Source organism: uncultured Roseovarius sp., assembly GCF_963972555.1.
Lineage (GTDB): Bacteria > Pseudomonadota > Alphaproteobacteria > Rhodobacterales > Rhodobacteraceae > Roseovarius > Roseovarius mucosus.
On sequence record NZ_CAXAUM010000021.1, the window covers coordinates 1 to 21,716 of the forward strand.

General features: G+C 63.5%; 23 protein-coding genes. 10 read left to right on the forward strand and 13 right to left on the reverse strand.

The genetic code is table 11. The annotated features are described in order from the left end of the window. Positions 1-73: 73 nt before the first annotated feature. Positions 74-616 carry a hypoxanthine phosphoribosyltransferase gene (gene hpt / locus AACZ65_RS15960; protein WP_037271698.1) on the reverse strand — a complete coding sequence of 181 codons (543 nt, stop codon included), beginning with the start codon at positions 614-616 and terminating at the stop codon, positions 74-76. Positions 617-687: 71 nt separating this feature from the next. Between hpt and AACZ65_RS15965 the strand changes: the two genes are divergently transcribed. Further along, positions 688-1,140, forward strand: coding sequence for a type II toxin-antitoxin system RatA family toxin (locus tag AACZ65_RS15965; protein WP_339672496.1), 453 nt, complete (start codon positions 688-690; stop codon positions 1,138-1,140). A gap of 15 nt (positions 1,141-1,155) precedes the next feature. Here the strand turns inward: AACZ65_RS15965 and AACZ65_RS15970 are convergent, their stop codons facing one another. Genes AACZ65_RS15970 through AACZ65_RS15980 form a run of 3 tightly spaced genes read right to left on the reverse strand, consistent with a single transcriptional unit; the run spans position 1,156 to position 3,253 of the window. Next, positions 1,156-1,626, reverse strand: coding sequence for a CinA family protein (locus AACZ65_RS15970; RefSeq protein WP_339672498.1), 471 nt, complete (start codon positions 1,624-1,626; stop codon positions 1,156-1,158). Then, positions 1,623-2,120: a phosphatidylglycerophosphatase A gene (locus AACZ65_RS15975; protein WP_339672500.1), complete on the reverse strand. Its 498-nt coding sequence runs from the start codon at positions 2,118-2,120 to the stop codon at positions 1,623-1,625. Before AACZ65_RS15975 ends, AACZ65_RS15970 begins: the two co-directional genes overlap by 4 nt. Then, a complete protein-coding gene (locus AACZ65_RS15980; protein WP_339672502.1) occupies positions 2,111-3,253 on the reverse strand; it encodes a bifunctional 2-C-methyl-D-erythritol 4-phosphate cytidylyltransferase/2-C-methyl-D-erythritol 2,4-cyclodiphosphate synthase in 1,143 nt (380 codons plus the stop codon). The genes AACZ65_RS15975 and AACZ65_RS15980 overlap by 10 nt, the downstream gene beginning before the upstream one ends. Positions 3,254-3,414: 161 nt before the next feature. On the opposite strand from AACZ65_RS15980, the gene dusB reads away from it, so the two are divergent. The 8 genes from dusB to AACZ65_RS16020 all read left to right on the forward strand — a co-directional run bounded on the left by dusB (position 3,415) and on the right by AACZ65_RS16020 (position 13,086). After that, complete coding sequence (gene dusB, locus AACZ65_RS15985) at positions 3,415-4,416, forward strand: tRNA dihydrouridine synthase DusB (protein WP_339672504.1); 1,002 nt, start codon at positions 3,415-3,417, stop codon at positions 4,414-4,416. Further along, the gene (locus tag AACZ65_RS15990; protein WP_339672506.1) at positions 4,413-5,486 is read left to right on the forward strand and encodes an ATP-binding protein; all 1,074 of its coding nucleotides are present in this window, start codon (positions 4,413-4,415) and stop codon (positions 5,484-5,486) included. The genes dusB and AACZ65_RS15990 overlap by 4 nt, the downstream gene beginning before the upstream one ends. A 2-nt stretch (positions 5,487-5,488) precedes the next feature. After that, entirely contained in the window at positions 5,489-6,850 is a 1,362-nt protein-coding gene (locus tag AACZ65_RS15995) for a response regulator (RefSeq protein ID WP_339672508.1), read from the forward strand. A gap of 100 nt (positions 6,851-6,950) precedes the next feature. Next, a complete protein-coding gene (locus AACZ65_RS16000; protein ID WP_339672510.1) occupies positions 6,951-9,218 on the forward strand; it encodes a PAS domain-containing sensor histidine kinase in 2,268 nt (755 codons plus the stop codon). Positions 9,219-9,225: 7 nt separating this feature from the next. Further along, complete coding sequence (locus tag AACZ65_RS16005; RefSeq protein WP_339672512.1) at positions 9,226-10,635, forward strand: sigma-54 dependent transcriptional regulator; 1,410 nt, start codon at positions 9,226-9,228, stop codon at positions 10,633-10,635. Between the two features lie 195 nt (positions 10,636-10,830). Next, positions 10,831-11,772 (forward strand): rhodanese-like domain-containing protein, encoded by a 942-nt coding sequence (locus AACZ65_RS16010; RefSeq protein WP_339672514.1) that lies wholly within the window; start codon positions 10,831-10,833, stop codon positions 11,770-11,772. 76 nt (positions 11,773-11,848) lie between these two features. Next, on the forward strand, positions 11,849-12,919 hold the full coding sequence (locus AACZ65_RS16015; protein ID WP_339672594.1) for a YeeE/YedE family protein: 1,071 nt from the start codon (positions 11,849-11,851) through the stop codon (positions 12,917-12,919). Then, positions 12,916-13,086 (forward strand): hypothetical protein, encoded by a 171-nt coding sequence (locus AACZ65_RS16020; protein WP_339672516.1) that lies wholly within the window; start codon positions 12,916-12,918, stop codon positions 13,084-13,086. The genes AACZ65_RS16015 and AACZ65_RS16020 overlap by 4 nt, the downstream gene beginning before the upstream one ends. 12 nt (positions 13,087-13,098) lie before the next feature. Here the strand turns inward: AACZ65_RS16020 and AACZ65_RS16025 are convergent, their stop codons facing one another. From AACZ65_RS16025 to AACZ65_RS16040, 4 genes are all read right to left on the reverse strand, one after another. Beyond that, positions 13,099-14,301, reverse strand: a complete 1,203-nt coding sequence (locus tag AACZ65_RS16025) for a peptidoglycan DD-metalloendopeptidase family protein (RefSeq protein ID WP_037272011.1) — start codon at positions 14,299-14,301, stop codon at positions 13,099-13,101. 62 nt (positions 14,302-14,363) lie between these two features. Then, positions 14,364-15,023 (reverse strand): protein-L-isoaspartate(D-aspartate) O-methyltransferase, encoded by a 660-nt coding sequence (locus AACZ65_RS16030; RefSeq protein ID WP_339672518.1) that lies wholly within the window; start codon positions 15,021-15,023, stop codon positions 14,364-14,366. Next, positions 15,020-15,802 carry a 5'/3'-nucleotidase SurE gene (surE, locus tag AACZ65_RS16035; protein ID WP_339672520.1) on the reverse strand — a complete coding sequence of 261 codons (783 nt, stop codon included), beginning with the start codon at positions 15,800-15,802 and terminating at the stop codon, positions 15,020-15,022. The genes AACZ65_RS16030 and surE overlap by 4 nt, the downstream gene beginning before the upstream one ends. 72 nt (positions 15,803-15,874) lie before the next feature. Then, positions 15,875-16,528, reverse strand: a complete 654-nt coding sequence (locus tag AACZ65_RS16040; RefSeq protein WP_339672522.1) for an SDR family NAD(P)-dependent oxidoreductase — start codon at positions 16,526-16,528, stop codon at positions 15,875-15,877. Positions 16,529-16,635: 107 nt separating this feature from the next. Here AACZ65_RS16040 and AACZ65_RS16045 point away from each other — a divergent pair, with 107 nt between their 5' ends. Next, positions 16,636-17,205, forward strand: coding sequence for a biotin transporter BioY (locus AACZ65_RS16045; protein ID WP_339672524.1), 570 nt, complete (start codon positions 16,636-16,638; stop codon positions 17,203-17,205). Between the two features lie 75 nt (positions 17,206-17,280). Here the strand turns inward: AACZ65_RS16045 and AACZ65_RS16050 are convergent, their stop codons facing one another. The 5 genes from AACZ65_RS16050 to radA all read right to left on the reverse strand — a co-directional run bounded on the left by AACZ65_RS16050 (position 17,281) and on the right by radA (position 21,697). After that, on the reverse strand, positions 17,281-17,541 hold the full coding sequence (locus tag AACZ65_RS16050) for a hypothetical protein (RefSeq protein WP_339672526.1): 261 nt from the start codon (positions 17,539-17,541) through the stop codon (positions 17,281-17,283). A gap of 173 nt (positions 17,542-17,714) precedes the next feature. Further along, on the reverse strand, positions 17,715-19,169 hold the full coding sequence (gene purF, locus AACZ65_RS16055) for an amidophosphoribosyltransferase (RefSeq protein WP_339672528.1): 1,455 nt from the start codon (positions 19,167-19,169) through the stop codon (positions 17,715-17,717). 123 nt (positions 19,170-19,292) lie between these two features. Beyond that, the gene (locus AACZ65_RS16060; protein ID WP_339672530.1) at positions 19,293-19,742 is read right to left on the reverse strand and encodes a DMT family transporter; all 450 of its coding nucleotides are present in this window, start codon (positions 19,740-19,742) and stop codon (positions 19,293-19,295) included. A gap of 3 nt (positions 19,743-19,745) precedes the next feature. Continuing rightward, positions 19,746-20,306, reverse strand: a complete 561-nt coding sequence (locus AACZ65_RS16065) for a CvpA family protein (RefSeq protein ID WP_339672532.1) — start codon at positions 20,304-20,306, stop codon at positions 19,746-19,748. A 26-nt stretch (positions 20,307-20,332) separates the two neighbouring features. Continuing rightward, positions 20,333-21,697, reverse strand: a complete 1,365-nt coding sequence (radA, locus tag AACZ65_RS16070; protein WP_037271745.1) for a DNA repair protein RadA — start codon at positions 21,695-21,697, stop codon at positions 20,333-20,335. Between the last annotated feature and the right edge of the window lie 19 nt (positions 21,698-21,716).

Genomic DNA, 21,716 nt, shown 5'->3' on the forward strand with positions numbered 1-21,716 from the left:
TCAGCTGGATAGAGCGCTGCCCTCCGAAGGCAGAGGCCAGAGGTTCGAATCCTCTTGGGTCCGCCATTTCTAGCTAGTTGTCGACGAAGCGCACCTTGCCGATGTAGGGCAGGTTCCGATTGCGTTGCGCATAGTCAATTCCATAGCCCACGACAAATTCGTCCGGGATTTCAAAGCCGATCCAGTCTGCGCGAATGTCTGCCTCGCGGCGCGAGGGTTTGTCGAGAAGTGCGATGGTTCGGAGCTTGTGCGGCCTGCGGCTCTGGAGCAGGTGCAGGACGTGGAAAAGCGTGTGGCCGGTATCGACGATATCCTCTACCACCAGCACGTCACGCCCTTCAATATCGCCGCGTAAATCTTTGAGAATACGAACTTCTCGGCTGCTTTCCATGGCGTTTCCATAAGAGGATGTTTCGACGAAATCGACCTCCACCGGCAGATCGAGTTCGCGCACCAGATCCGCGATGAAGATGAATGAGCCTCGTAACAGCCCCACCACCACCAGTTTTTGCGTACCTGCGAATTCGGCTTCAATTTTATGGGACAACGCCTCGATTCGCGCGGCGATGCTCTTGGCCGAGATCATTTTATCTATAACATAGGCGTGCTGCGGCATGTGACCCCCTTGAACATCCCGGACCAGTCTAGGAAAAAGCGGCGCACTGTCACGCGGAAACCGGGGGGCGTATGCCAACACATTCTGAGACGCGCGTTTTACGCTACACGGCCGAGCAGATGTATGCGCTGGTGGCGGATGTGGCCAGCTACCCGCAGTTCCTGCCCTGGACGGCGGCGGCGCGTGTGCGATCCGTGCGCCCGCAACAGGATGGGTCAGAGATCATGGAAGCGGATCTTGTGATTAGTTTCAAGGTGTTCCGGGAGCGCTTTGGGAGTCGCGTGGTGCTCTGGCCGGCAATGCGGCGGATCGAGACGGAGTATCTGGAGGGGCCGTTTCACCACATGCGCTCGAACTGGGCGTTTCGCGATGTGGAGGGTGGATGCGAGGTCAGTTTTGACGTCGACTTTGCATTCAAGAACAGGTTGTTACAATCCGCAGCTGATCTATTCTTCTATGAGGCGATGAAGCGCATCGTGCGGGCCTTTGAGCAGCGGGCGCAGGAGCTTTATGGGACTGCATGAAGTGTGCTGACCAAGTTACTCATTCAAAGAGATAAAAAGAAATTCAAGCGCATGATTCCGAGCGCGCTCACGGACGGCACCACGGCCTAGTGGGCCGAATTCCACGGTTTCGGTCCGGGTCGGGTGTCCAATCTTGGCGAGACCAAAACAAACGCGACCCTCGGGTTTGTGCTCGGAGCCACCGGGGCCGGCGATGCCGGTGATCGAAACGGCAAGCTGGGCCGCACTATGCCGCAATGCGCCGTCAGCCATCTCCTTTGCCACCTGTTCGGAAACCGCCCCGTAGGTCGCGAGGGTCAACTCCGACACGCCCAACATCTCGATTTTTGCTATATTTGAATAGGTTACAAAGCCACGCTCAACCACGGCGGAAGAGCCGGGGATGTCAGTCAAGGCCGCAGCGACCATGCCGCCCGTGCAGCTTTCGGCGGTGGTGATCATAATGCCCTTTGCCTGTGCAAGAGCAAGAATTTCCTTGGTAATCATAGCCCTAGAACCCCGTGATAGAGGCCGGCAGCCAAAAGGACACAAAGCGCGGCGGCAAAGCCAGCGACGATATCATCCAGCATGACGCCCAAGGCGTCGTTGCGGCGGTCGGCCCAACCGATGGGGCCGAGCTTGGTGATGTCGAAGAAGCGGAAGGCGGCGAAGGAAAAAACAAAGCCAGGCCAAAGATTTAGGAGGTCCGCCCCGGCATGGGAGGCCCCGATCGAGACTGGCAGGAAGGCAAGCCATTGGCCGGCCACCTCGTCAATCACGATCTCGGACGGATCATGATTATCCTTTCCCTTTGTTTCCAGATGGGTAGCCCACCATCCTAATGTAAAGGAGAGCAGGATCCCCGCGAAGAGAAGTGCCGGACCGCCCGCAAGATGTAGCGCCCAGGCCACCGGCAGGGCCGCGAGCGATCCCCATGTGCCGGGGGCCGGGCGAAGACGGCCGACATAGAAAAATGTGCAAATTAAATAGGTTAGGCGCATGGTTTCACCAAGGTGACAACCGCTTGCGCGGCGATGCCTTCCTCTCGTCCGGTGAAGCCGAGGCGTTCTGACGTTGTGGCCTTTACTGAAATGCGGTCAGGAGCAACGCCTGTGATCTCGGAGAGGGCGGCCTGCATGGCGGGGGCGTGGGGCGTAATCTTGGGACGCTCACAGACAAGAGTGACGTCTATGTTATTGATCTTGAAGCCAAGTTCATCCGCCAATCCCACCGCGTGGCGCAAGAAGATGTGGCTTTTGGCGCCTTTCCACTGGGGGTCACTGGGGGGGAAGTGGCGACCGATGTCACCCTGTGCCAATCCCCCATATATAGCGTCTGCTAGGGCGTGAAGCCCGACATCTGCGTCGGAATGGCCTTGCAACCCGCGATCATGGGGGACGGCGACACCGCAGAGCATACAGTGGTCACCGGGGCCGAAGCGGTGTACATCGTAACCTGAGCCGACACGTATATCCATTTGATTTCCAAGTATTTTCTCTGCACGTTTAAAGTCGTGCGGGTGGGTGATCTTGAGGTTGTCTTCGTCGCCATCGAGGATTGTCACGTCAATCCCGGCGGCGCGGGCGACGGCGACATCGTCGGCTGCGTCGCCCTTACGTGCGCGGTGCGCGGAAAGGATTATCGCAAAATCAAAGGCTTGTGGGGTCTGAGCACGGTATAGCCCGGTACGATCACGGGTGCCGGTCACACGCCCCTCGGCGCCGGTCCAGAGTGCATCGGTCACGGGGAGAGCCGGGGCCAGCGCGGGCAAACCGGTGCTGCGGATTTTGTAAGTTATGTAAGCTATATAAGGTGATTTTGTACAACATCTTGCCACGTCATGGATGAGCACGTGGTCGGGCGGATCGCTTGCCAAGGCTTCGAGGCCGTTTCGGACCGACTCGGCGCGTGTGGCACCGCCCGTCGTGACCAGAATCCGAGGGTCTGGGGCAAGACGGTCGAGGTCGTCGGGATGTAGCACGACGAGGATCCTGTCGATCCCTTCAGCACCCAGAAAGGCGTCGAGCGTCCAGTCGATGACACGGCGGCCCAAAAGGGGCTGCCATTGCTTGGGGCAGTCCCCGCCTGCGCGGGTGCCCCGGCCTGCGGCGACGATGAGGGCGGCGGTTGTCATGGCTCTTGATTAGGACGGGTTTTATCCGAGCGCAATGGCTGAGCATCTGCCTAATAAATGGGCATGTCGGCCGCTAGCGACTGTTAATTGGGCCTGTGATCATTGTTTGATGCGGGGTTCACGGGTAGAACCGGCGATATGCACAAGGATTAGGCAGGGATATGCTCAGGATCGCGAACAAGGCTTTGGCGACACCGGTCCTCTTGGCGCCGATGGCGGGAATCACCGACCTGCCGTTTCGCAACGTCGTGGCGGGATTTGGCGCGGGGCTCGTGGTAAGCGAGATGGTTGCAAGCCAGGAAATGGTTCAGGCCAAGCCCTCGGCGCGCGGCAAGGCGGAATTGGGTCTTGGGGCGGAGAATACGGCCGTTCAACTGGCGGGCTGCGATGCGCAGTGGATGGCAGAGGCGGCGCGGGTGGTGGCCAGCCAGGGCGCACGGATCATCGATATCAACATGGGCTGCCCGGCCAAGAAGGTGGTGAGTGCCAGTGGGGCCGGGGCGTCTGGCTCGGCGTTGATGCGCGATCCGGATCATGCGTTGCGGTTGATCGAGGCGGTGGTGGGCGCGGTCGATGTACCGGTCACACTGAAGATGCGCTTGGGTTGGGATCACGACTGTTTGAACGCGGCGGATCTGGCGCGGCGGGCAGAGGGCGTGGGCGTGGCGATGGTCACGGTGCATGGGCGCACGCGCTGCCAATTTTACAAAGGGTCGGCGGATTGGGCGGCGATTTCGGAGATAGTGGCGGCTGTCCATGTTCCGGTCATTGCCAACGGCGATATTACAGACGTTGGCACGGCGCGCCGGGCGGCGGCGCTGTCCGGCGCGTCAGGTGTGATGATTGGTCGGGGCGCACGTGGGCGGCCTTGGGTTCTGGCAGAGGTCGCGGCGGCGATGGGGCAGGGCACAGCCCCTGTGGTGCCGCAGGGGGCGGCCTTGGCCGATCTGGTGGCCGGGCATTACGAGGCGATGCTGAGCTTTTATGGCCGGGATCTGGGGCTGCGCGTCGCGCGCAAGCATCTGGGGTGGTACATGGATGCCGCGGGCACGGGCGAGAGCCTGCGGCGTGCGGTGCTGACAGCTAGCGCACCAGCGGCGGTGCTGGAGCGTTTGCCCGATGCAATGGCCGGGGGCGTGCAGATTGCGCGGGCCGCCGCATGAGCACGGAGGATGCGATCTGGACCTCCTTGCCGGTGCCCGCGATCCTGCTTGATCCGCAAGACCGGATCGCGGGGATCAATCCGGCGGCGGAAGGGTTCATGATGTCGTCGTCGCGGGCGCTGATGGGACAGCCGGTCTGGGACAAGCTGGCGGTCAACGCGCCGCTGGAAGAGGCGTTCGAGCGGGCGCGGGCCAATGACGCGCCGCTCTTTGTCAACGATGTGGATGTGGGCACGGGCGAGCGCGCGCCGATGCAGTGCAATTTGCAGGTGGCACCTCTGACGGGCCGTCCGGGGCATATGATCATGCTGATCAGCCCGCGCGAATTGGCCGGGCGCATGGTGCAGAACAGCAATGTGAAATCGGCAGCGAAATCAGCGATCGGCATGGCGGAAATGCTGGCGCATGAGATCAAGAACCCGCTTGCGGGTATCACAGGCGCGGCGCAGCTCTTGTCGATGACGCTGGGGCCAGAGGATCTGGAACTGACGGATTTGATCGTGAGCGAAAGCCGCCGGATCGTGAGCCTGTTGGAGCGGGTCGAGCAATTCGGCAATATCAGCGCGCCCGATATGCGCCCGGTGAATGTGCATGACGTGCTGGACCGCGCGCGGCGGTCGGCCATGCTGGGCTTTGCCGCGCATATGGCGCTGGTCGAGGATTACGATCCGTCGCTGCCGCTGGCACTTGGCGATAGTGACCAATTGCTGCAGGTGGTGTTGAACCTCTTGAAAAACGCCTCCGAGGCGGCGCGGGGGAAGCCCGGCACGATCCGCTTGCACACGTATTATGAGCAGTCGCTCAGGGTGCGGCGCGGTGAGGGGCAGGGCAAGGCGCTGCCTTTGCAGATTGAAATCATCGACGATGGTCCCGGACTGCCGCCCGAGATTGCCGATCAGGTGTTCGATCCCTTTGTTTCGGGGCGCGAGAATGGAACGGGGTTGGGCTTGGCCTTGGCGGCCAAGATCATTTCGGACCATGACGGCTGGATTTCGGTCAATTCCGTGCCGGGGCGCACGGTGTTTCGGATTTCGTTGCAACGGGCAGCGGACGCAACCAAGGAGGCTTGAGGATGGATGGCACGGTACTGGTCGCCGATGACGACCGCACGATCCGCACGGTTCTGACGCAGGCGTTGACACGGGCGGGGTGCCGGGTGCATGCCACCTCGAGCCTGACCACGCTGATGCGGTGGGTGGGCGAGGGCAAGGGCGATGTGGTCATCTCGGATGTGATGATGCCCGATGGCAACGGCCTAGAAATGCTGCCCAAGATAGCGCAGGACCGGCCCGGTTTGCCGGTGATCGTGATTTCGGCGCAGAATACGATCATGACGGCAATCAAGGCGGCGGAGGCGGAGGCCTATGATTACCTGCCCAAGCCCTTTGACCTGCCGGACCTGATGAAGCGCACGGCGCGGGCGCTCGAGAGCCGGGCACGGCGGCCCATTCGTGAGGTCGAGGTGGAGCGGCCCGAGGAATTGCCGCTGATCGGGCGCACGGCGGCGATGCAGGCGCTTTACCGGGTGGTGGCGCGGATCATGAACACCGACCTGCCGGTGATGATCTGTGGCGAGTCGGGCACGGGCAAGTCTCTGATTGCCAAGGCGATCCATGACTTCTCGGACCGGCGCACGCTGCCGTTTGTCACGGTGACGCCAGGGGACTTGCGCGAGTTGGACGGGCCGTCGCGGATCATGGCGCGGGTCAAGGGCGGCACGATTGTTCTGGATGAGGTGACGGATCTGCCGCTTGAGGCGCAGGGCCGGGTGGTGCGGATGATGGATGCGCCGGGCGATCATGTGCCACGGTTCATGGCGACAAGTCGGGTGCCGCCGGGGCAGGCTCTGGAAGAGGGCACGTTGCGCGAGGATCTCTATTACCGGCTGAGCGGGGCGGTGATCGACGTGCCGAGCCTGCGCGCGCGGGTTGAGGATATTCCGCTCTTGGCCGAGCATTTTCTGGGGCGCGACGAGCGGGATGGACAACCGGCGCGGCATCTGTCGGAGCAGGCGGCGGAGTTGATGCGCGCCTATAGCTGGCCGGGCAATGTGCGGCAGTTGGAGAATGCGGTGCGACGAATCGGACTGACCGCGATGGCCGAGGAAATCAGCCGCACCGAGGTAGAGGCGGTGCTGGGCAATCAGCCGCGTGCCGAGCCGGTGATGCGCGAAGGGCGGGGCGAGAGCCTGACCGCGTCGGTTGCGGGGCATTTGCGGCGATATTTCGATCTGCATGGCGATGCCTTGCCGCCACCGGGGCTGTATACGCGCGTTTTGCGTGAAATCGAGTTGCCTTTGATTGAGATTGCGTTGGACGCCACGGCCGGCAATCAGGCGAAATGTGCCGATCTTTTGGGGATCAATCGCAATACGTTGCGCAAGAAGATCACCGATCTGGATATTAACGTGACACGCCGCCGCAAGTTGATGTAAAACTGCAACAGGACTGTTGCCAAACGGGGGCGCTTGCCCTCGGACGGTCCACATGTTGCGGGGAAGCAGGTGCAGCCCCACGAGGGAATGGGGGGTGTGCGTGGCAACGCAGACACGCGGGTTCAGAGGCAGGCGGTTGTCGTGGGAGGGTGTAAGCCGCCTGCGCCGGTTGCAGCGTCTCCAGAATGGGGCGACGCTTGGCCTTGTGCTGTTGGGGCCGGTGCTCGCCTTGGCGACCTATCTGATGATGGGGCCGCTCGATCAGGGGGCCACGTCGAACGGGCTGCGGCTGGTTCTGCTGTTTGATATGATTTACGTGCTGATGGTGGCCGGGCTGGTCATGCAGCGCGTGGCGCGGATGGTGGCAGCGCGGCGCTCGCGCTCGGCGGGGTCGCGGCTTCACCTGCGGTTGACGGGGGTTTTTGCGCTGATGGCGCTGTTGCCCACGATCACGGTGGCGGTGTTTGCGACATTATCGGTGAACATGGGCCTAGAGGCGTGGTTTTCCGAGCGTGTGGGCCGGGTGGTGGACAGTTCCGTTGCGGCGGCGCAGGCCTATGAAGAGGAACATCGCCGCGATCTGGAGACCGATATTCGCGTGCTGGCGCGGGTGATCAATGCCACCAAACGGGCCGCCGTGTTCATGACCGATGGCGATATTCGCCAAGTCCTGTCCTCGGGGCAGCGCGAGATTCAACGCGGGCTGCGCGAGGCGTTCGTGATTGATGGCACAGGCGAAATCCGGGCGCGCGGCGAGCGATCGTATCTCTTTGATTACGAGCGACCGACGGCTGCGCAGATTGCCCAAGCCCAGGCCGAGGGTGTGGTGGTGATCCGCGATTGGGAGAATAACGAGTTTCGTGCGTTGATGCCGCTTGAGGCGTTGCCGGACCGCTTGCTCTATGTCAGCCGGACGGTGGATGGGGCAATCCTGAACCTGCTCGACGAGACCAAGGAAACCGCCAATTTCTACAAGCAGCGCGAGAGCGAGCGGGGGCGGGTTCTGTTTGAATTCGGGCTGCTCTATCTCGGGTTTGCGGTGATCCTGATCCTGGCCGCGATCTGGCTGGGCATGTGGTTTGCCGAGCGGTTGTCGCAGCCCGTCGGGCGGCTGACCTCTGCGGCGCAGCGCGTGGGCGAGGGGGATCTGGATACGCAGGTGCGCGAGGAGGAGGGCGACGACGAGATTGCGCAGCTCAGCACCTATTTCAACCAGATGACGCGGCAATTGAAGGGCCAGCGCGAGGCGCTCTTGACCAACACGCAGCAGATCGAGCGGCGGCGACGGTTGTTTGATTCCGTGCTTGGGTCTGTGTCATCGGGCGTGGTGGGGTTGGATGCGGAGGGGCGCGTGACCTTTGTCAATCGCGCCGCCGAACGGTTGCTGGATTGGTCGGAGGACCAGCAATCGCTGGCGCTGAAGGCGGTGGTGCCGGAATTTGGCGCGCTCTTTGATCGGCTGCGCACGGTGCCGGGCGGCTTTGTACAGGAAGAAATCAAGGTGATGCGCGGTGCGCGGCAGGAGAATCTGTTGGTGCGCATGTCGACCCGGATCAGCGAGGCGGGCACGCGCGAGGGTTATGTGGTGGCCTTTGACGACGTGACCGACCTTGTATCGGCGCAGCGCATGGCCGCCTGGGGCGATGTGGCGCGGCGGATCGCGCATGAGATCAAGAACCCGCTCACGCCCATTCAATTGAGCGCCGAGCGGATCAAACGCAAGTTCGCCAAGCAATTGCCGCCAGATGAGGCGCAGAGTCTGGAGCAGTTGACCGATGTGGTGGTGCGCCAGACCAATGATTTGCGACGGATTGTTGATGAGTTTTCCAAGTTCGCGCGGATGCCCGAACCGGTGACGCAGCAAGAGAGCCTTAGTCAGGTGTTGCGCGAGGTCGTGCTATTGCAAGAGACCGGGCAGCCGGGGGTTGTGTTCGACCTGCGGTTGGATACGGCGCCGCTTAGGGCAGATATTGACGCGGCGATGATCGGGCAGGCGTTGACAAACTTGGTTAAGAACGCCGGAGAAGCGATTGAAACACTTCAGGAAAAGGGCGCGCCCGAGGGGCACCGCCCGATGATCCGCATCGAGAGCGCGATTGAGGGCGACCGCGCCGTGATCCGCATTTCCGACAACGGGATCGGGTTGCCGCAAGACCGGGCGCGGCTCTTTGAGCCTTATGTGACGACGCGCGACAAGGGCACGGGGCTTGGCCTGCCCATTGTGAAGAAGATCATCGAAGAGCATGGCGGGACGCTGGTGCTCGAGGATGCGGAACCGTTCGAGGCGGGGGCACATGCCGGGGCGATGGCCGTGGTCAGCCTGCCGCTGCTGGTGCAAGATACTGTAGAGGCCGAGCTGGCCGGTTGAGGGACCGATGAGTGATATTCTGATTGTAGATGACGAGCGCGATATTCGGGAGCTGATCTCGGATATTCTGGAGGATGAGGGCTATAGCACGCGACGGGCGGGCAATTCCGACGAGGCGATGGCAGCGATTGCCGCGGAACAGCCCAGCCTCTTGATCCTCGATATCTGGCTCAAGGACAGCCATATGGACGGGATCGACATCCTCAAGACCGTCAAACGAGAATATCCCGACGTGCCAGTGGTGATCATTTCGGGCCATGGCAATATCGAGATTGCCGTCGCGGCGATCAAGCAGGGGGCCTATGACTTTATCGAAAAGCCGTTCAACATTGATCAATTGATGGTGGTGATCCGGCGCGGCATGGAAACCAGCCGCTTGCGGCGGGAAAACCAAGTTCTGAAGCGGCGGGAAACCGCGCCGTCGGAGATGCTGGGTGAGGCATCCGCATTTCGCGCGCTGATGGGGCAATTGGACAAGGTCACGAAATCGAATGGCCGGGTAATGCTGTCCGGTCCGGCGGGATCAGGCAAGGAATTGGCGGCGCGCTATATCCACGCCAATTCTGCGCGCGCCTCGGCGCCGTTTGTGACGGTGGGCTGTGCCTCGATTGCGCCGGAGCGGATGGAGGAAGTGCTCTTTGGCCGCGAATCCGAAGAGAGCGGCGTGGTGCCCGGCCTCTTGGAAGAGGCCAATGGCGGGGTGATCTATTTCGACGAGGTCGCCGATATGCCGATGGGCACGCAATCGAAGATCCTGCGCGTGCTGGTGGATCAGACATTCCTGCGGGTGGGCGGCAGCACCAAGATTCAGGTGGATCTGCGGGTTATTTCCTCGACCAGCCGCGATCTGGAGGCGGAGATTGCCGCCGAGCGGTTCCGGCGGGAGTTGTTTCACCGGCTTAACGTGGTGCCGATTGCGGTGCCCAGTCTGGAAGAGCGGCGCGAGGATATTCCGGCATTGGCCGAGCATTTCATCGCCATGTTCCATCGCACGCAGGGGCTTGCGCTGCGGTCCTTGAGCGAGGAGGCGGCGGCGCTCTTGCAGACGATGCGCTGGCCGGGGAATGTGCGGCAGTTGCGCAATATGATCGAGCGGGTGTTGATCCTGGGTGAGGGACAGGGCCCGATTGCCGCCCGCGAATTGCCGAGCGAGAGCAGCGGGCCGGTCGATGAGGGGCGCGTTGTGCTGTCGGGGGCGATTGCCACGATGCCGCTGCGCGAGGCGCGTGAAGCGTTCGAGCGCGAGTATCTGCTGACCCAGATTAACCGCTTTGGTGGCAATATCAGCCGCACGGCGGAATTCGTCGGGATGGAGCGCAGCGCCCTGCATCGCAAGCTGAAATCGCTGGGGATCGTGACCGGCGCCAAGGGAACCGGGCGTGGCGACGAGGACGAAGACGCGCAAGCGTTTGGATAAAACGTTCCGCAGCTTCCGCATTTGACGGAAAAATGTTCAGATTCCGAGCCTGTCACGGTATGTTGGTTGGGGCGCGCGCGTCTGCTTGGGCGATGCTTCTTATTCGCTCAAGAGAATGTGATTGGCGGTCAGGCGACTTGTTGTTCTTCTGGTCGCGACCTAGGTTCCGCGTCAGGAAAACAAGGGGATACCACGATGTTTGACAGGATCAGAAAACTGGGTCTGGCCGCGGCGCTGATTGTATCGCCGGTGGCTGTGATGGCACAACTGGGGCCGCTCACCGACCCTGAGGGTGTGGCACAGGCGCAAGCCACGCAAGAGGCGATCGTTCTGGATATTCGCACCGGGGCCGCCTATGAGACCGGGCATATTCCGGGTTCGATTCCGGCCCCCTATGGGCTGTTCCGGGGACCCGCGGATAATCCGGGGCAGGTTGTGCCCGAGGACAAGATGACCGAGGTCCTGCGCGGTCTTGGCGTCACGGCGGGGCGTCCCATCGTGGTCGTGCATCAGGGCAGCGACCAGACCGATTTTGGGGCGGCGGCGCGGGTCTACTGGACGCTGAAATCCAGCGGCTTGACCGATCTTGCGATTCTCAACGGCGGCATGAACGCTTGGGAAAAGGCAGGCAAGCCGGTGGCCAAGGGTGCGGCAGAGGCCATCACCCCGAGCGACATCACGGTCAGCTATGATCCGACATGGACGGCCACGCGCGAGGACGTGAAAGCGATCATCGACGGCAAGGACAGCGCCGAGTTGATCGACGCGCGCCCCGAATCGTTCTGGAAGGGTGAGACCAAACATGCCGCAGCGGCACAGCCCGGCACCCTGCCGCAGTCGCGGTATTTCACCCATGACCGCTGGTTCGGGCAGGATGAGCCGACGCTGATCAAGCCGGACCTGATCCGCGAATTGGCGGCTAAGAACGGGTTTGAGGCGGGTGACCGGCTGGTGTCGTTCTGCAACACCGGGCATTGGGCCGCGACCAACTGGTTCGCGCTGAGCGAGGTTGCGGGCATCGAAGGGGTGCGGATGTATCCCGAATCTATGGTCGGCTGGTCGAATGCGGGCTATGACATGGCCAATGTGCCGGGTCTGTTCCAGAACCTGCTGAACAAGATCACCGGCAAATACTAAGCCGAACAGGAGCCCCCGTGTGAGCCAAGCCGCCTCTGCCGCGATCCCGTCCTCACCCGGCGCTGCGTCGCGCCTTATGGCCTTGGTCGCAGTGGCGGCGGTGGTGCTGGCGGTGGCCCTGTTCGCGGGGCCCCGCTATGGGCTGTTGTTGTTGATCGGGCTTGGCTTTGGGCTGACGCTGGAGGGGTTTCGCTTTGGCTTTACCGGGCCATGGCGACGGATGATCCTTGAGCGGGATGCCTCGGGGTTGCTGGCGCAGTTGATTTGCATCGCGATTGTCGCCAGCGTGGCCTTTCCGCTCTTGGCGACGAATGGGGCCGAGTTGAAGGGCGCGCACGCCCCGATTGGCGTGGCGATGATCGGTGGCGCGTTCGTGTTTGGTGCGGCGATGCAGATCGTTCTGGGCTGTGGGTCGGGCACGCTGGTGAATGCCGGAAGCGGCAATGCGATCGGCGCGGTGGCGCTGCCGTTCTTTGCCATCGGCAGCTTTGCCGGGGCCTATCACCTGACATGGTGGACCAATCTGGGCAGCCTGCCGGTCATGGTGTTGTCGGGCGGGCAGGGGTTGGCGATCACGCTGGTCGGGTTGGCGGCGGTTGCCGGTCTGGCCCTGGTGCTGGGCAAGCGCGGCTCTCACCGGCTGCCTGCGCGCTATTGGGGGGCTATTCTGGCGCTTGCGGGCTTGGCCATCCTGCATCTGATCGTGGCTGGCCAGCCGTGGGGCGTGGTTTACGGCCTGGGCCTCTGGGTGGCGAAGGTAGTGGTGGCCGTGGGGGGCGATCTGTCCGGATCGGCGTTCTGGTCAGCGCCAGGCAATCAGGCGCAAGTGGGGGCCAGTGTCTTGACGGATGTGACCTCGCTTACCGATTTCGGTTTGATCGGGGGCGCGGCGCTTATGGCGTGGTGGCGGGCGGGTCTGGCCTCGCCCATTGGAATATTGCCCGCGCGGGCGTGGGTTGCAGTGATCATCGCGGGGCTTGTGCTGGGCTATAGTTCGCGGCTTGCGTTTGGCTGCAACATCGGCGCGTTTTTCAGCGGGATCGGCACCGGGTCGGCGCATGGCTGGGTGTGGTTCATTGCGGCCTTTGCCGGATCATGGGTGGGCGTGCGGCTGCGGCCCTGGCTGGGCCTGGAGGCGCGCAAATGATCCGGGCGCATGTGACGGTTGCGATGCTTGCGCTGTTGGTCGGGTTTATCGCGTTTGACGCGATCACGGCGGACCCGCTCAACCCCTATACCGCGCCACCGATGCTGGCGCTTGGCTCTGGCTTGGCGGCAACGGGGGCGCATTGCGCTGCCCCGCCGCCGAAATAAACCCTTAGAACGTCAGCCCCCGAGGAAGCGCATCGGATCGACGCTGTCGAAGCCGTCGCGCACCTCGAAATGCAGGGCGGGTGTGCCGGTGCGTCGAATTTCAGCGAGCTTTTGGCCGCGTGTGACGCTGTCGCCTTTCTTGACGGTCAGCCCCTCGACATTGGAATAGACGGTCAGGAGCGAGCCTGCGTGTTTCACCACGATGATCGGGATACCGTTGGTATCCTCAGTGATGGCAGCAACGGTGCCCGCGTCGGCGGCGACGACCGGCGCGCCGGGGGTGGCGGAGATGTCGATGCCGTCATTGCGGCCCTTGGCATATTCGCGGATGATGTCGCCCTTGACCGGGAAGGACATGCGCGCGGCGCTGGCCTTGGTTTCGGTCTTGCCGAGATCGGGGGCTGCGATTTTCTCGACCGGCGCGGCCTTGGGCGTGGTTTTCTCATCCGGCAGCGGCTTGGAGGCGCTTGGCGGGGTGGGTGTGGGCGTGCCGGCCCCCGGCGGGGTGACGGCGGCCACTTCGGTTTCGTCGAAGGGGGCGGTTTTCTCGCCCGGAAGGGCCACGGGAATCAGCAGGAATTGCCCCTCGCGTACCGAGAAATCGGGGCCAAGCCCGTTCCAGTCGGCAAGGCTGCGGATCGAGACATTGTAGAGCCGGGCGATGGAAAAGGCGGTCTCGCCACGCTCGACCTTGTGGCGGACGGGTTCGACACCCACCTGCGCCGGGGCTGTGGCGGTGCCGGGCGTTGCGGGGGGCAGGGCCGTTGTCGTGACCGTTTGGGAATCGGCGCGGCGGATCGCGCCATCGGCAAGGCTGCCGATGTCCACGTCGGAGGGGGATTGGATCGGGCCGCCCAAGGGTTCGGCGACGCGACCGGGCAGGGCGAGGATCTCACCCTTGCGCAGGGGATCGCCGGTCTGCACGCCGTTGTAGCGGGCCAGTTCGCCGGGGTCGGCCCCGATGCGGCGGGCCAGACTGCCGACGGTATCGCCGCGTTCGGCCACGGCGACCTGATAGCCGGGATAGGAGATGATGCCGCGGGCATCGGGCTGTGGGCGCGGGGCGGTGGCGTTGCGGGCCGCCTCGGCGGTGCTGGGTGCGTTGCCGAAGGCGCCGCGCATGTCGAGATCGAGGGGTTGATCACAGGCCGCCAGAGCGAAGGCCATGGTTGCCAGCAACGGTGCGGAGCGGGGGAGTTTACGCATCTCGATCATCCTCTTGAGTGGTCCCTTGTTGGCCGGGACCTTGGTTTGCACATGCCCTGCTTATACAGGGCCTAGCCGTCGCGCCCAAGCCCTTCGACCAGCGGGACAAAGCGCACAGGGCGTAATTCGTCATATTCAAAACCGTTTTCGTGCCGGGTGACGCGGATCAGCCGTTGCACGGCATCGGACTGACCCACGGGCACGACCATGATACCCCCGATCTTGAGTTGGGCCAATAGGGGGCCGGGCGGGTCTTCGGCGGCGGCGGTGACGATGATGCGGTCAAACGGCGCCTGATCGGGCAAGCCAAAGCTGCCATCGGCGGTGAGCGCCGTGATATTGGTCAGATCGAGGGCGCGAAAGATCTCCGACGCCTCTTGCACCAGACGGCGGTGGCGGTCGACGGTGTAGACGCGGCGGGCCAACTGGCTGAGGATTGCGGCCTGATAGCCCGAGCCGGTGCCGACCTCGAGCACCTTGTCGCGGTTCGTGACCTTGAGCGCCTGTGTCATCAGGCCAACGACCGAGGGCTGGCTGATGGTCTGGCCGCAGGCAATCGGCAGCGGCATGTCCTCATAGGCGCGTTCCGCGAAATAGCCCCGAATGAATGGGCCCCGGTCGATCTGCTCCATCGCGGTGAGAACCCGCGCATCGGTCACGCCCTTGGAGCGCAGGGCAAAGAGAAACTGCATCTTGCGTTCGGCGCTGCTGTGATCCTCGTCCTCGGTCATTCGATCGCCTTGAGCGCCTCCAGCGCGTCATGGGCGGTGAGATCCGCGCGCATGGGGGTGACGGAGATGTAGCCCTGAAGGTTCACATCGGCATCCGAGCCGGGGCTGGTCGGTTCGTGTTGCGGTGCGCCCGTGACCCAGAGAAAGCGCCGCCCCGAGGGGGCGACATGCGGCTGGACGCCAAAGCCCATGTCGCGGCGAAAGCCCTGACGCGCGGCGCGGATGCCCTTGACCTCGGCCGCAGGCACGGGCGGAAAGTTGATATTATAGAAGATGCCGTAATCGTCGCGGGTCCAGACGCCCTTGTCGAGCAGGCGGCGCAGGGTGGGCAGGCCGTGAACGCGCGCGGCCTCGAAGGTGTCGTCGAGATCGCGATTGGCGGGGCCGTAATACTGGCTGAGGGCCACGGCGGGCACGCCCTGGAGCGCGGCCTCCATCGCGGCGCCCACGGTGCCGGAGTAGACTGCGTTCTCGGCGGCGTTGTTGCCGCGATTGACGCCCGAAAGCACGAGGTCGGGTGCTGCGTCCTTCATCACGTCATGCAGGCCCGCAAGGACGCAATCGGCGGGGCTGCCCTCGGCGGCATAGCGGCGCTCGGCCATTTTCGAGATCATCATCGGGCGGGTGTAGGAGATGCAATGCCCGACGCCGGATTGTTCAAAGGCGGGGGCCACTGTCCATACCTCGCCCTCCGGACCGGCGAGCGCAGTGGCGATTTCCTCGAGAACGGCCAGACCGGGGGCGTTGATGCCGTCGTCATTGGTGATCAGAATACGCATGGCCTGCCCTTTTTTCTTGTGTGGTCTCTGTCTAGCGGGCACCGGGGCGGGCGGCAAGCTTGGGAGGGGGCCTCAGGTCAATTCCGCCATCAGGCGCGCGGCCTCATCGTGGGGATGGGCAAGGGCATCGCGGTCCTCGCCGGGGTGAAAGCGGGCGCGGGTGGCGGTGGCCATGGGGTTGGGTGTCAGGATATGCACGCGCGGTCCGGTTCTAACCGTTTCGACCTGCCAGGAGCGCGCGAGGGCGATTTGCGCGGCCTTGGTGGCGCCGTAAGCGCCAAAGAATTTCTCGCCCGCATGGGTATCGTCAAAGAAGACGGCCCGACCCTCGGTGCCCAGAAGCGGGGTGAGGAAGGGAATGAGGATGCCGGTGGCGGTGACGTTGCAGGCGACCGATTTGGTCCAGTCGCCTTCGGACAGATGCGCGGCGGGCGTCAGGGGGGCAGCATGGACCGCCGCATGAACCCAGGTGGCAATCGCGCCCCAGCGGTCATGGATCGAGCGGCACAGTTGCGCCATCGCCCCGGTATTGGTGATGTCCATCGGGGCCAGCGTCGCCTGACCGCCTGCGGCCTGAATGCGGTCGTCGAGTTCTTCGAGCGCGCCGGTGGTGCGGGCGACGGCGACGACATGGTGGGTTTTGGCCAAGGCCTCGGCCATGGCTGCGCCCAGACCGCGCGATGCGCCGGTCACAAGGGCAGTCGGGAGGGGTGTGTTGCTGTCCATACAAGGGAAATCCCACCAGTTGCGGGGCAATTCAAGGGCAATCGCTTGACTTTCTCGCACATGCAGCGAAAAAGTCGGAAGAGAGACATAACAGAGGGGCGTGAACGATGCGCAATACAGTTTTGACCAAGGCCGTTAACGGCCACGATACACTGCTCCGCCAAGCGGGGCTGGTTCTGGGTGGTTCTTTCCTGATTGCGGTCGCCGCACAGGTGAGCGTGCCGTTCTACCCGGTGCCGCTGACGCTTCAGACATTGGCGATCCTGATGGTCGGTCTGACCTTTGGGTCGCGTTTGGGCGCGCTCACGCTGCTGGCCTATCTGGCCGAGGGCGCGATGGGGCTACCGGTATTTGCGGGTGGCTTGAACGGTGTGGCGCTGATGGGGCCGACCGCCGGGTTCCTCTTTGGCTTTGTCGCCATGGCCTATCTGGCGGGCCTCGCGGTCGAGCGCGGGTTGGCGCGGGGCGCCGTGTCCACCGCACTTTGCGGCATGGGGATTTCGGCGCTGCTTTACCTGCCGGGTCTGGCATGGCCTGCGGCCATGTTGGGCAAGAGCGCCGATGCGCTCTGGTCCGGTTGGATGGCGCCGTTCCTGCTGGGTGATGTGGTCAAGGCCGTGATCGCGGCGATGATCGTGACCGGGGCCACCGCAGTGATCCGGGCGCGCAAGGGCTGACGCCATATCCGCCAGACCAGGAAAAGAGAAACGCCGCTCCTGCAAGGGGGCGGCGTTTTTCTGTGGCGGATCGGATCAGGACGCGGGCAGGCTGAGGCGTTCGCTGCGCCCCGAGCGGGCGAGGATCACGACGCCTTCGCCGATGGCCGTAACCTTGGCTGTGCCAAGGCTGGTGCCCACCTCTACGGTGTGGACGGCGTTGCCGATCCGAAGGAGTGCGCGGGCATGGGAGGGACCATGCAGGGTGCCGACAAGCGTGAGCCGGGCATCAGGCAGCGCGTCATGCTGGGTTGCGGCCTCTAACGTGGCGGCGGGGGTTTCTGTATGTTCTGTCACCTGTGCCTCTTTCGTGCAGTGCTCTGGTTTCGTGCAGTGCTCTGGCGGGCATCTAGACGGGGAAAGAGACAGGGGAAAGGGCCGTGGCGCGGGTCGGCAAGGAGTTGCCGCAATGCAGAATCGCGCGGGCAAATCTCTGCTCAGCCGCCGGGTATGGCGACTGAGCGGGGCTGTTACTCGGCGGCTTTCAGCGCGAAGCCCTGTTCGATCATGTCGGAAGGGGCCACGGGATATTCGCCCGAGAAGCAGGCATCGCAATATTGCGGGCATTTGGCATTGCGCCCGCCCGCCTCGCCCACGGCGCGGTAGAGACCGTCAAGTGATATGAACTTGAGGCTATCGACCTGCAAATGGTCGCGCATCTCATCCTCTGACATGGTCGCGGCGAGGAGTTTCTCGCGCTGCGGCGTGTCCACCCCGTAAAAGCACGGCCAAGCCGTAGGGGGCGACGCGATACGAAAATGCACCTCGGCGGCGCCGGCATCAAGGATCATCTCCTTGATCTTGCGGCTGGTGGTGCCGCGCACCACGCTGTCATCCACGAGAATGACGCGCTTGCCCTCGATCAGGGCGCGGTTGACGTTGAGCTTGAGCCGCACGCCCATGTTGCGGATCTGTTCGGTAGGCTCGATGAAGGTACGGCCCATGTATTGATTGCGGATGATCCCCATCGCGAAGGGGATACCCGATTCGTGGCTATAGCCGATGGCGGCTGGCGTGCCGCTATCGGGCACGGGGCAGACCAGATCGGCGTCGATCGGGGCCTCGCGGGCCAGTTCCACGCCGATCTGATGGCGGGTTTCATAGACCGAGCGGCCGCCGATGATCGAATCGGGGCGCGAGAAATAGACATGCTCGAAGATGCAGAAGCGCGAGGGCTGGCGGCGGAAGGGAAAATGGCTCTCGACGCCGCCACCGGCGGTGATGACGACCATTTCGCCCGGCTCGATCTCGCGCACGAGGCGCGCGCCGATGATGTCGAGCGCGCAGGTTTCAGAGCTGAGCACCCAGCCTTCACCCAATTGGCCCAAGACGAGCGGGCGCACGCCGAGGGGATCGCGCACGCCGATGAGTTTCGACCGGGTCATGGCCACGATGGAAAACGCGCCTTCGACGCGCCGCAGCGCATCCTCCATCCGTTCGGGGATGCGTTTTTGCAGCGAGCGGGCCATCAGATGAATGATACATTCGCTGTCAGAGCCGGATTGAAAGATCGAGCCGCGCTCGATCAGTTCCTTGCGCAGTGCAATGGCGTTGGTGATGTTGCCGTTATGAGCAATCGCGGCCCCGCCGATGGCGAATTCGCCAAAGAAGGGCTGCACATCGCGGATCGCGGCCCCTTTTGATCCAGCGGTGGAATAGCGCACATGGCCGATGGCCAGTGGGCCGGGCAGGGTTTCCATCAGCGACTGGCTGGTGAAATTGTCGCGCACATAGCCAAAGCGGCGCACCGAGTTGAACCCTTGCTCGGGATCATGGCTGACGATACCGCCCGCCTCTTGTCCACGGTGTTGCAGGGCGTGCAGGCCGAGGGCCACGAAATTTGCCGCGTCGGTCAGGCCGATCACGCCAAAGATTCCGCATTCCTCCTTCAGCTTGTCATCGTCGAAGGGGTGGGCGGGGGGCATCTGTTTGGGCAAAGCGGGCAGCTCCGAATCCATGGATTTCGCTTGGGCGTGTCATACGCGCTCAGGCGGCACATGTCACGAAACTATCACAGATAACGTGGCGATGCGATGGCTGGCGAGGGATCAGAAGCGCGAAAGGATGACGCCGGCACCCACCAGCAGGGCAGCCGTGAGGCGGGTCCACGACAGATCGCGCGCGGCGATGCCGAATGCACCGATGTAATCGAGCACCATGGCCCCAACCATCTGCCCCAGAATAAGCGCCGCCGTGGTGGTGAGCACGCCCAGAACTGGCACGCTCCAGAGCGAGGCCCAGACAAAGAACGCGCCCAGAAGGCCGCCAAGCAAGAGCCAGCGCGGGGCGAGGGCGGCGCGGCCAAAGGCGGCGCTGTCACCCGAGAGGGCCACCAAGAGCACCAGCGCCACGAAGCCCACGCCAAATGACACGGCGGCGGCGGTAAGGGAACTCTCGATCGTGCGCCCAAGGGCCGAGTTGAGCGGTGCCTGAATGGCCACGGCCAGCCCGGCCAAGGCCATGAATATGAGGGCGAGAACCGGGCTTTGCGGCAGCATCGGTTACTGCGGGGCCTCGCATTGGGCGATCAGCTCTTCGTATTGGCGGGTGATCCAGCCCAGCGCCTCGTCGGGGTTGCGGTCTTCGATCTTGCCGGTCAGTTGCGAGAAGACGCGCGCCGAGCGGCTGTCGTCGATGATCTGGATGGATTGCGAGGAAATGACAGTCTGATAGACGAAATAGGCGATGGCGACGAGCAGCACACCGCGCGCCACGCCAAAGACAAAGCCCAGCCCCTGGTCGAGGCCGCCCAGAACCGAGCGTTGCACCAGTGAGGAAAACAGCGGTGTGATGAGCGAAGCGATGATCAGCCCCACGGCAAAGACCACGGCGAAGGCCCCGATCATCGAAAGCTCGCAGCTATCGGCGATGAATTCGCCGACCACCGGGATTTCCTTGACCAGCGGTTCCACCTGCGGGGCGAAGATGAAGGCGAGGACGCCGGCCACGACCCAGCCCGCGATGGCGAGGGATTCGCGCACGAAGCCGCGCGAATAGGCCAGAAGCGCCGAGAGCACGATGAAGAGCGCCACGACGCCGTCGATGATGGTGAAACCTTCCATATGCCTCTTCCTGTCCCGATAGGCGCCTAACCTGCGCCGAAAATGTCACCCACGAAAGTGGTCAAATCCCCCATATGGGTGAGTTTGAGACCACTGTCCCCCGTCGTCTTGCTGCCGGACGGGGTGATCGCGGCTGTGAAACCAAGTTTTTGCGCCTCTTTCAACCTGTTTTCGGTCTGACCCACCGGACGCAAAGCGCCAGAGAGGCTAATTTCCCCGAAAACCACGGTTTCGGCGGGCAGGGCTGTATCCTCGCGCGCGCTGAGCAGGGCGGCGGCGACGGCCAAATCGGCAGCGGGTTCGCTGATCTTGAGGCCGCCCGCGACGTTGAGATAGACATCGAGCCCGGCAAAGGGGATGCCGCAACGCGCCTCGAGCACGGCGAGAATCATCGCGAGCCGCGCCCCGTCCCAGCCGACCACCGCTCGGCGGGGCTGGGCATGGGGCGTGGGGGCGACGAGCGCCTGCATCTCGACCAGCAGGGGGCGCGTGCCCTCGATCCCCGAGAACACGACCGAGCCGGGGGTGGGTGCGCCGCGGCCAGAGAGAAAGAGGGCAGAAGGGTTCGCCACCTCGGCCAGACCCGCGCCTGTCATCTCGAACACACCAATCTCGTCCGCCGGGCCAAAGCGGTTCTTGACCGAGCGCAGGATGCGGAATTGATGCCCACGCTCGCCCTCGAAATAAAGCACGCAATCCACCATATGTTCGACCACGCGGGGGCCAGCAATCTGTCCGTCCTTGGTGACATGGCCGACAAGGATCACGGAGGTGCCGAAGCGTTTGGCAAAGCTGGTCAGCTCATGGGCGGCGGCGCGGACCTGGCTGACGCTGCCGGGGGCGGCCTCGACCGTGTCGGACCAGACGGTCTGGATCGAGTCGATGATCACGAGGTCGGGCTTTTCGGATTCCATCGTGGTCAGGATGTCACGCAGCGATGTGGCGGCGGCGAGTTTTACCGGCGCCTCGCCGAGACCCAAGCGCTGTGCGCGCATGCGGACCTGTGCGCTGGCCTCTTCGCCGGAGATGTAGAAGGTCTTGAGGCCGGCACCCGCAAAGCGCGCGGCGGCCTGCAACAGGAGCGTGGATTTGCCGATACCGGGATCACCGCCTACCAGAATGGCGCTGGAAGGCACGAGACCACCGCCCAGAACGCGGTCTAATTCACCGATGCCGGAGAGCGTGCGCGGCGGCGGGGCCTCTTCGGTCGAGAGGTCCGTGAGAGTGAGGGGGGTGCCGCGTTTGCCGCCCAGGGTCTTGCCCTTGGGGCCGGTCGAGAGCGGGGCCTCTTCGACAATGCTGTTCCATTCGCCGCAGGCGTCGCAACGGCCCGACCAGCGGTTGTGAACCGCGCCGCAGGCCGTGCAGGTGAAGGTGCCGGGTTTTGCCATATGCGCCTGATGCCCCAAG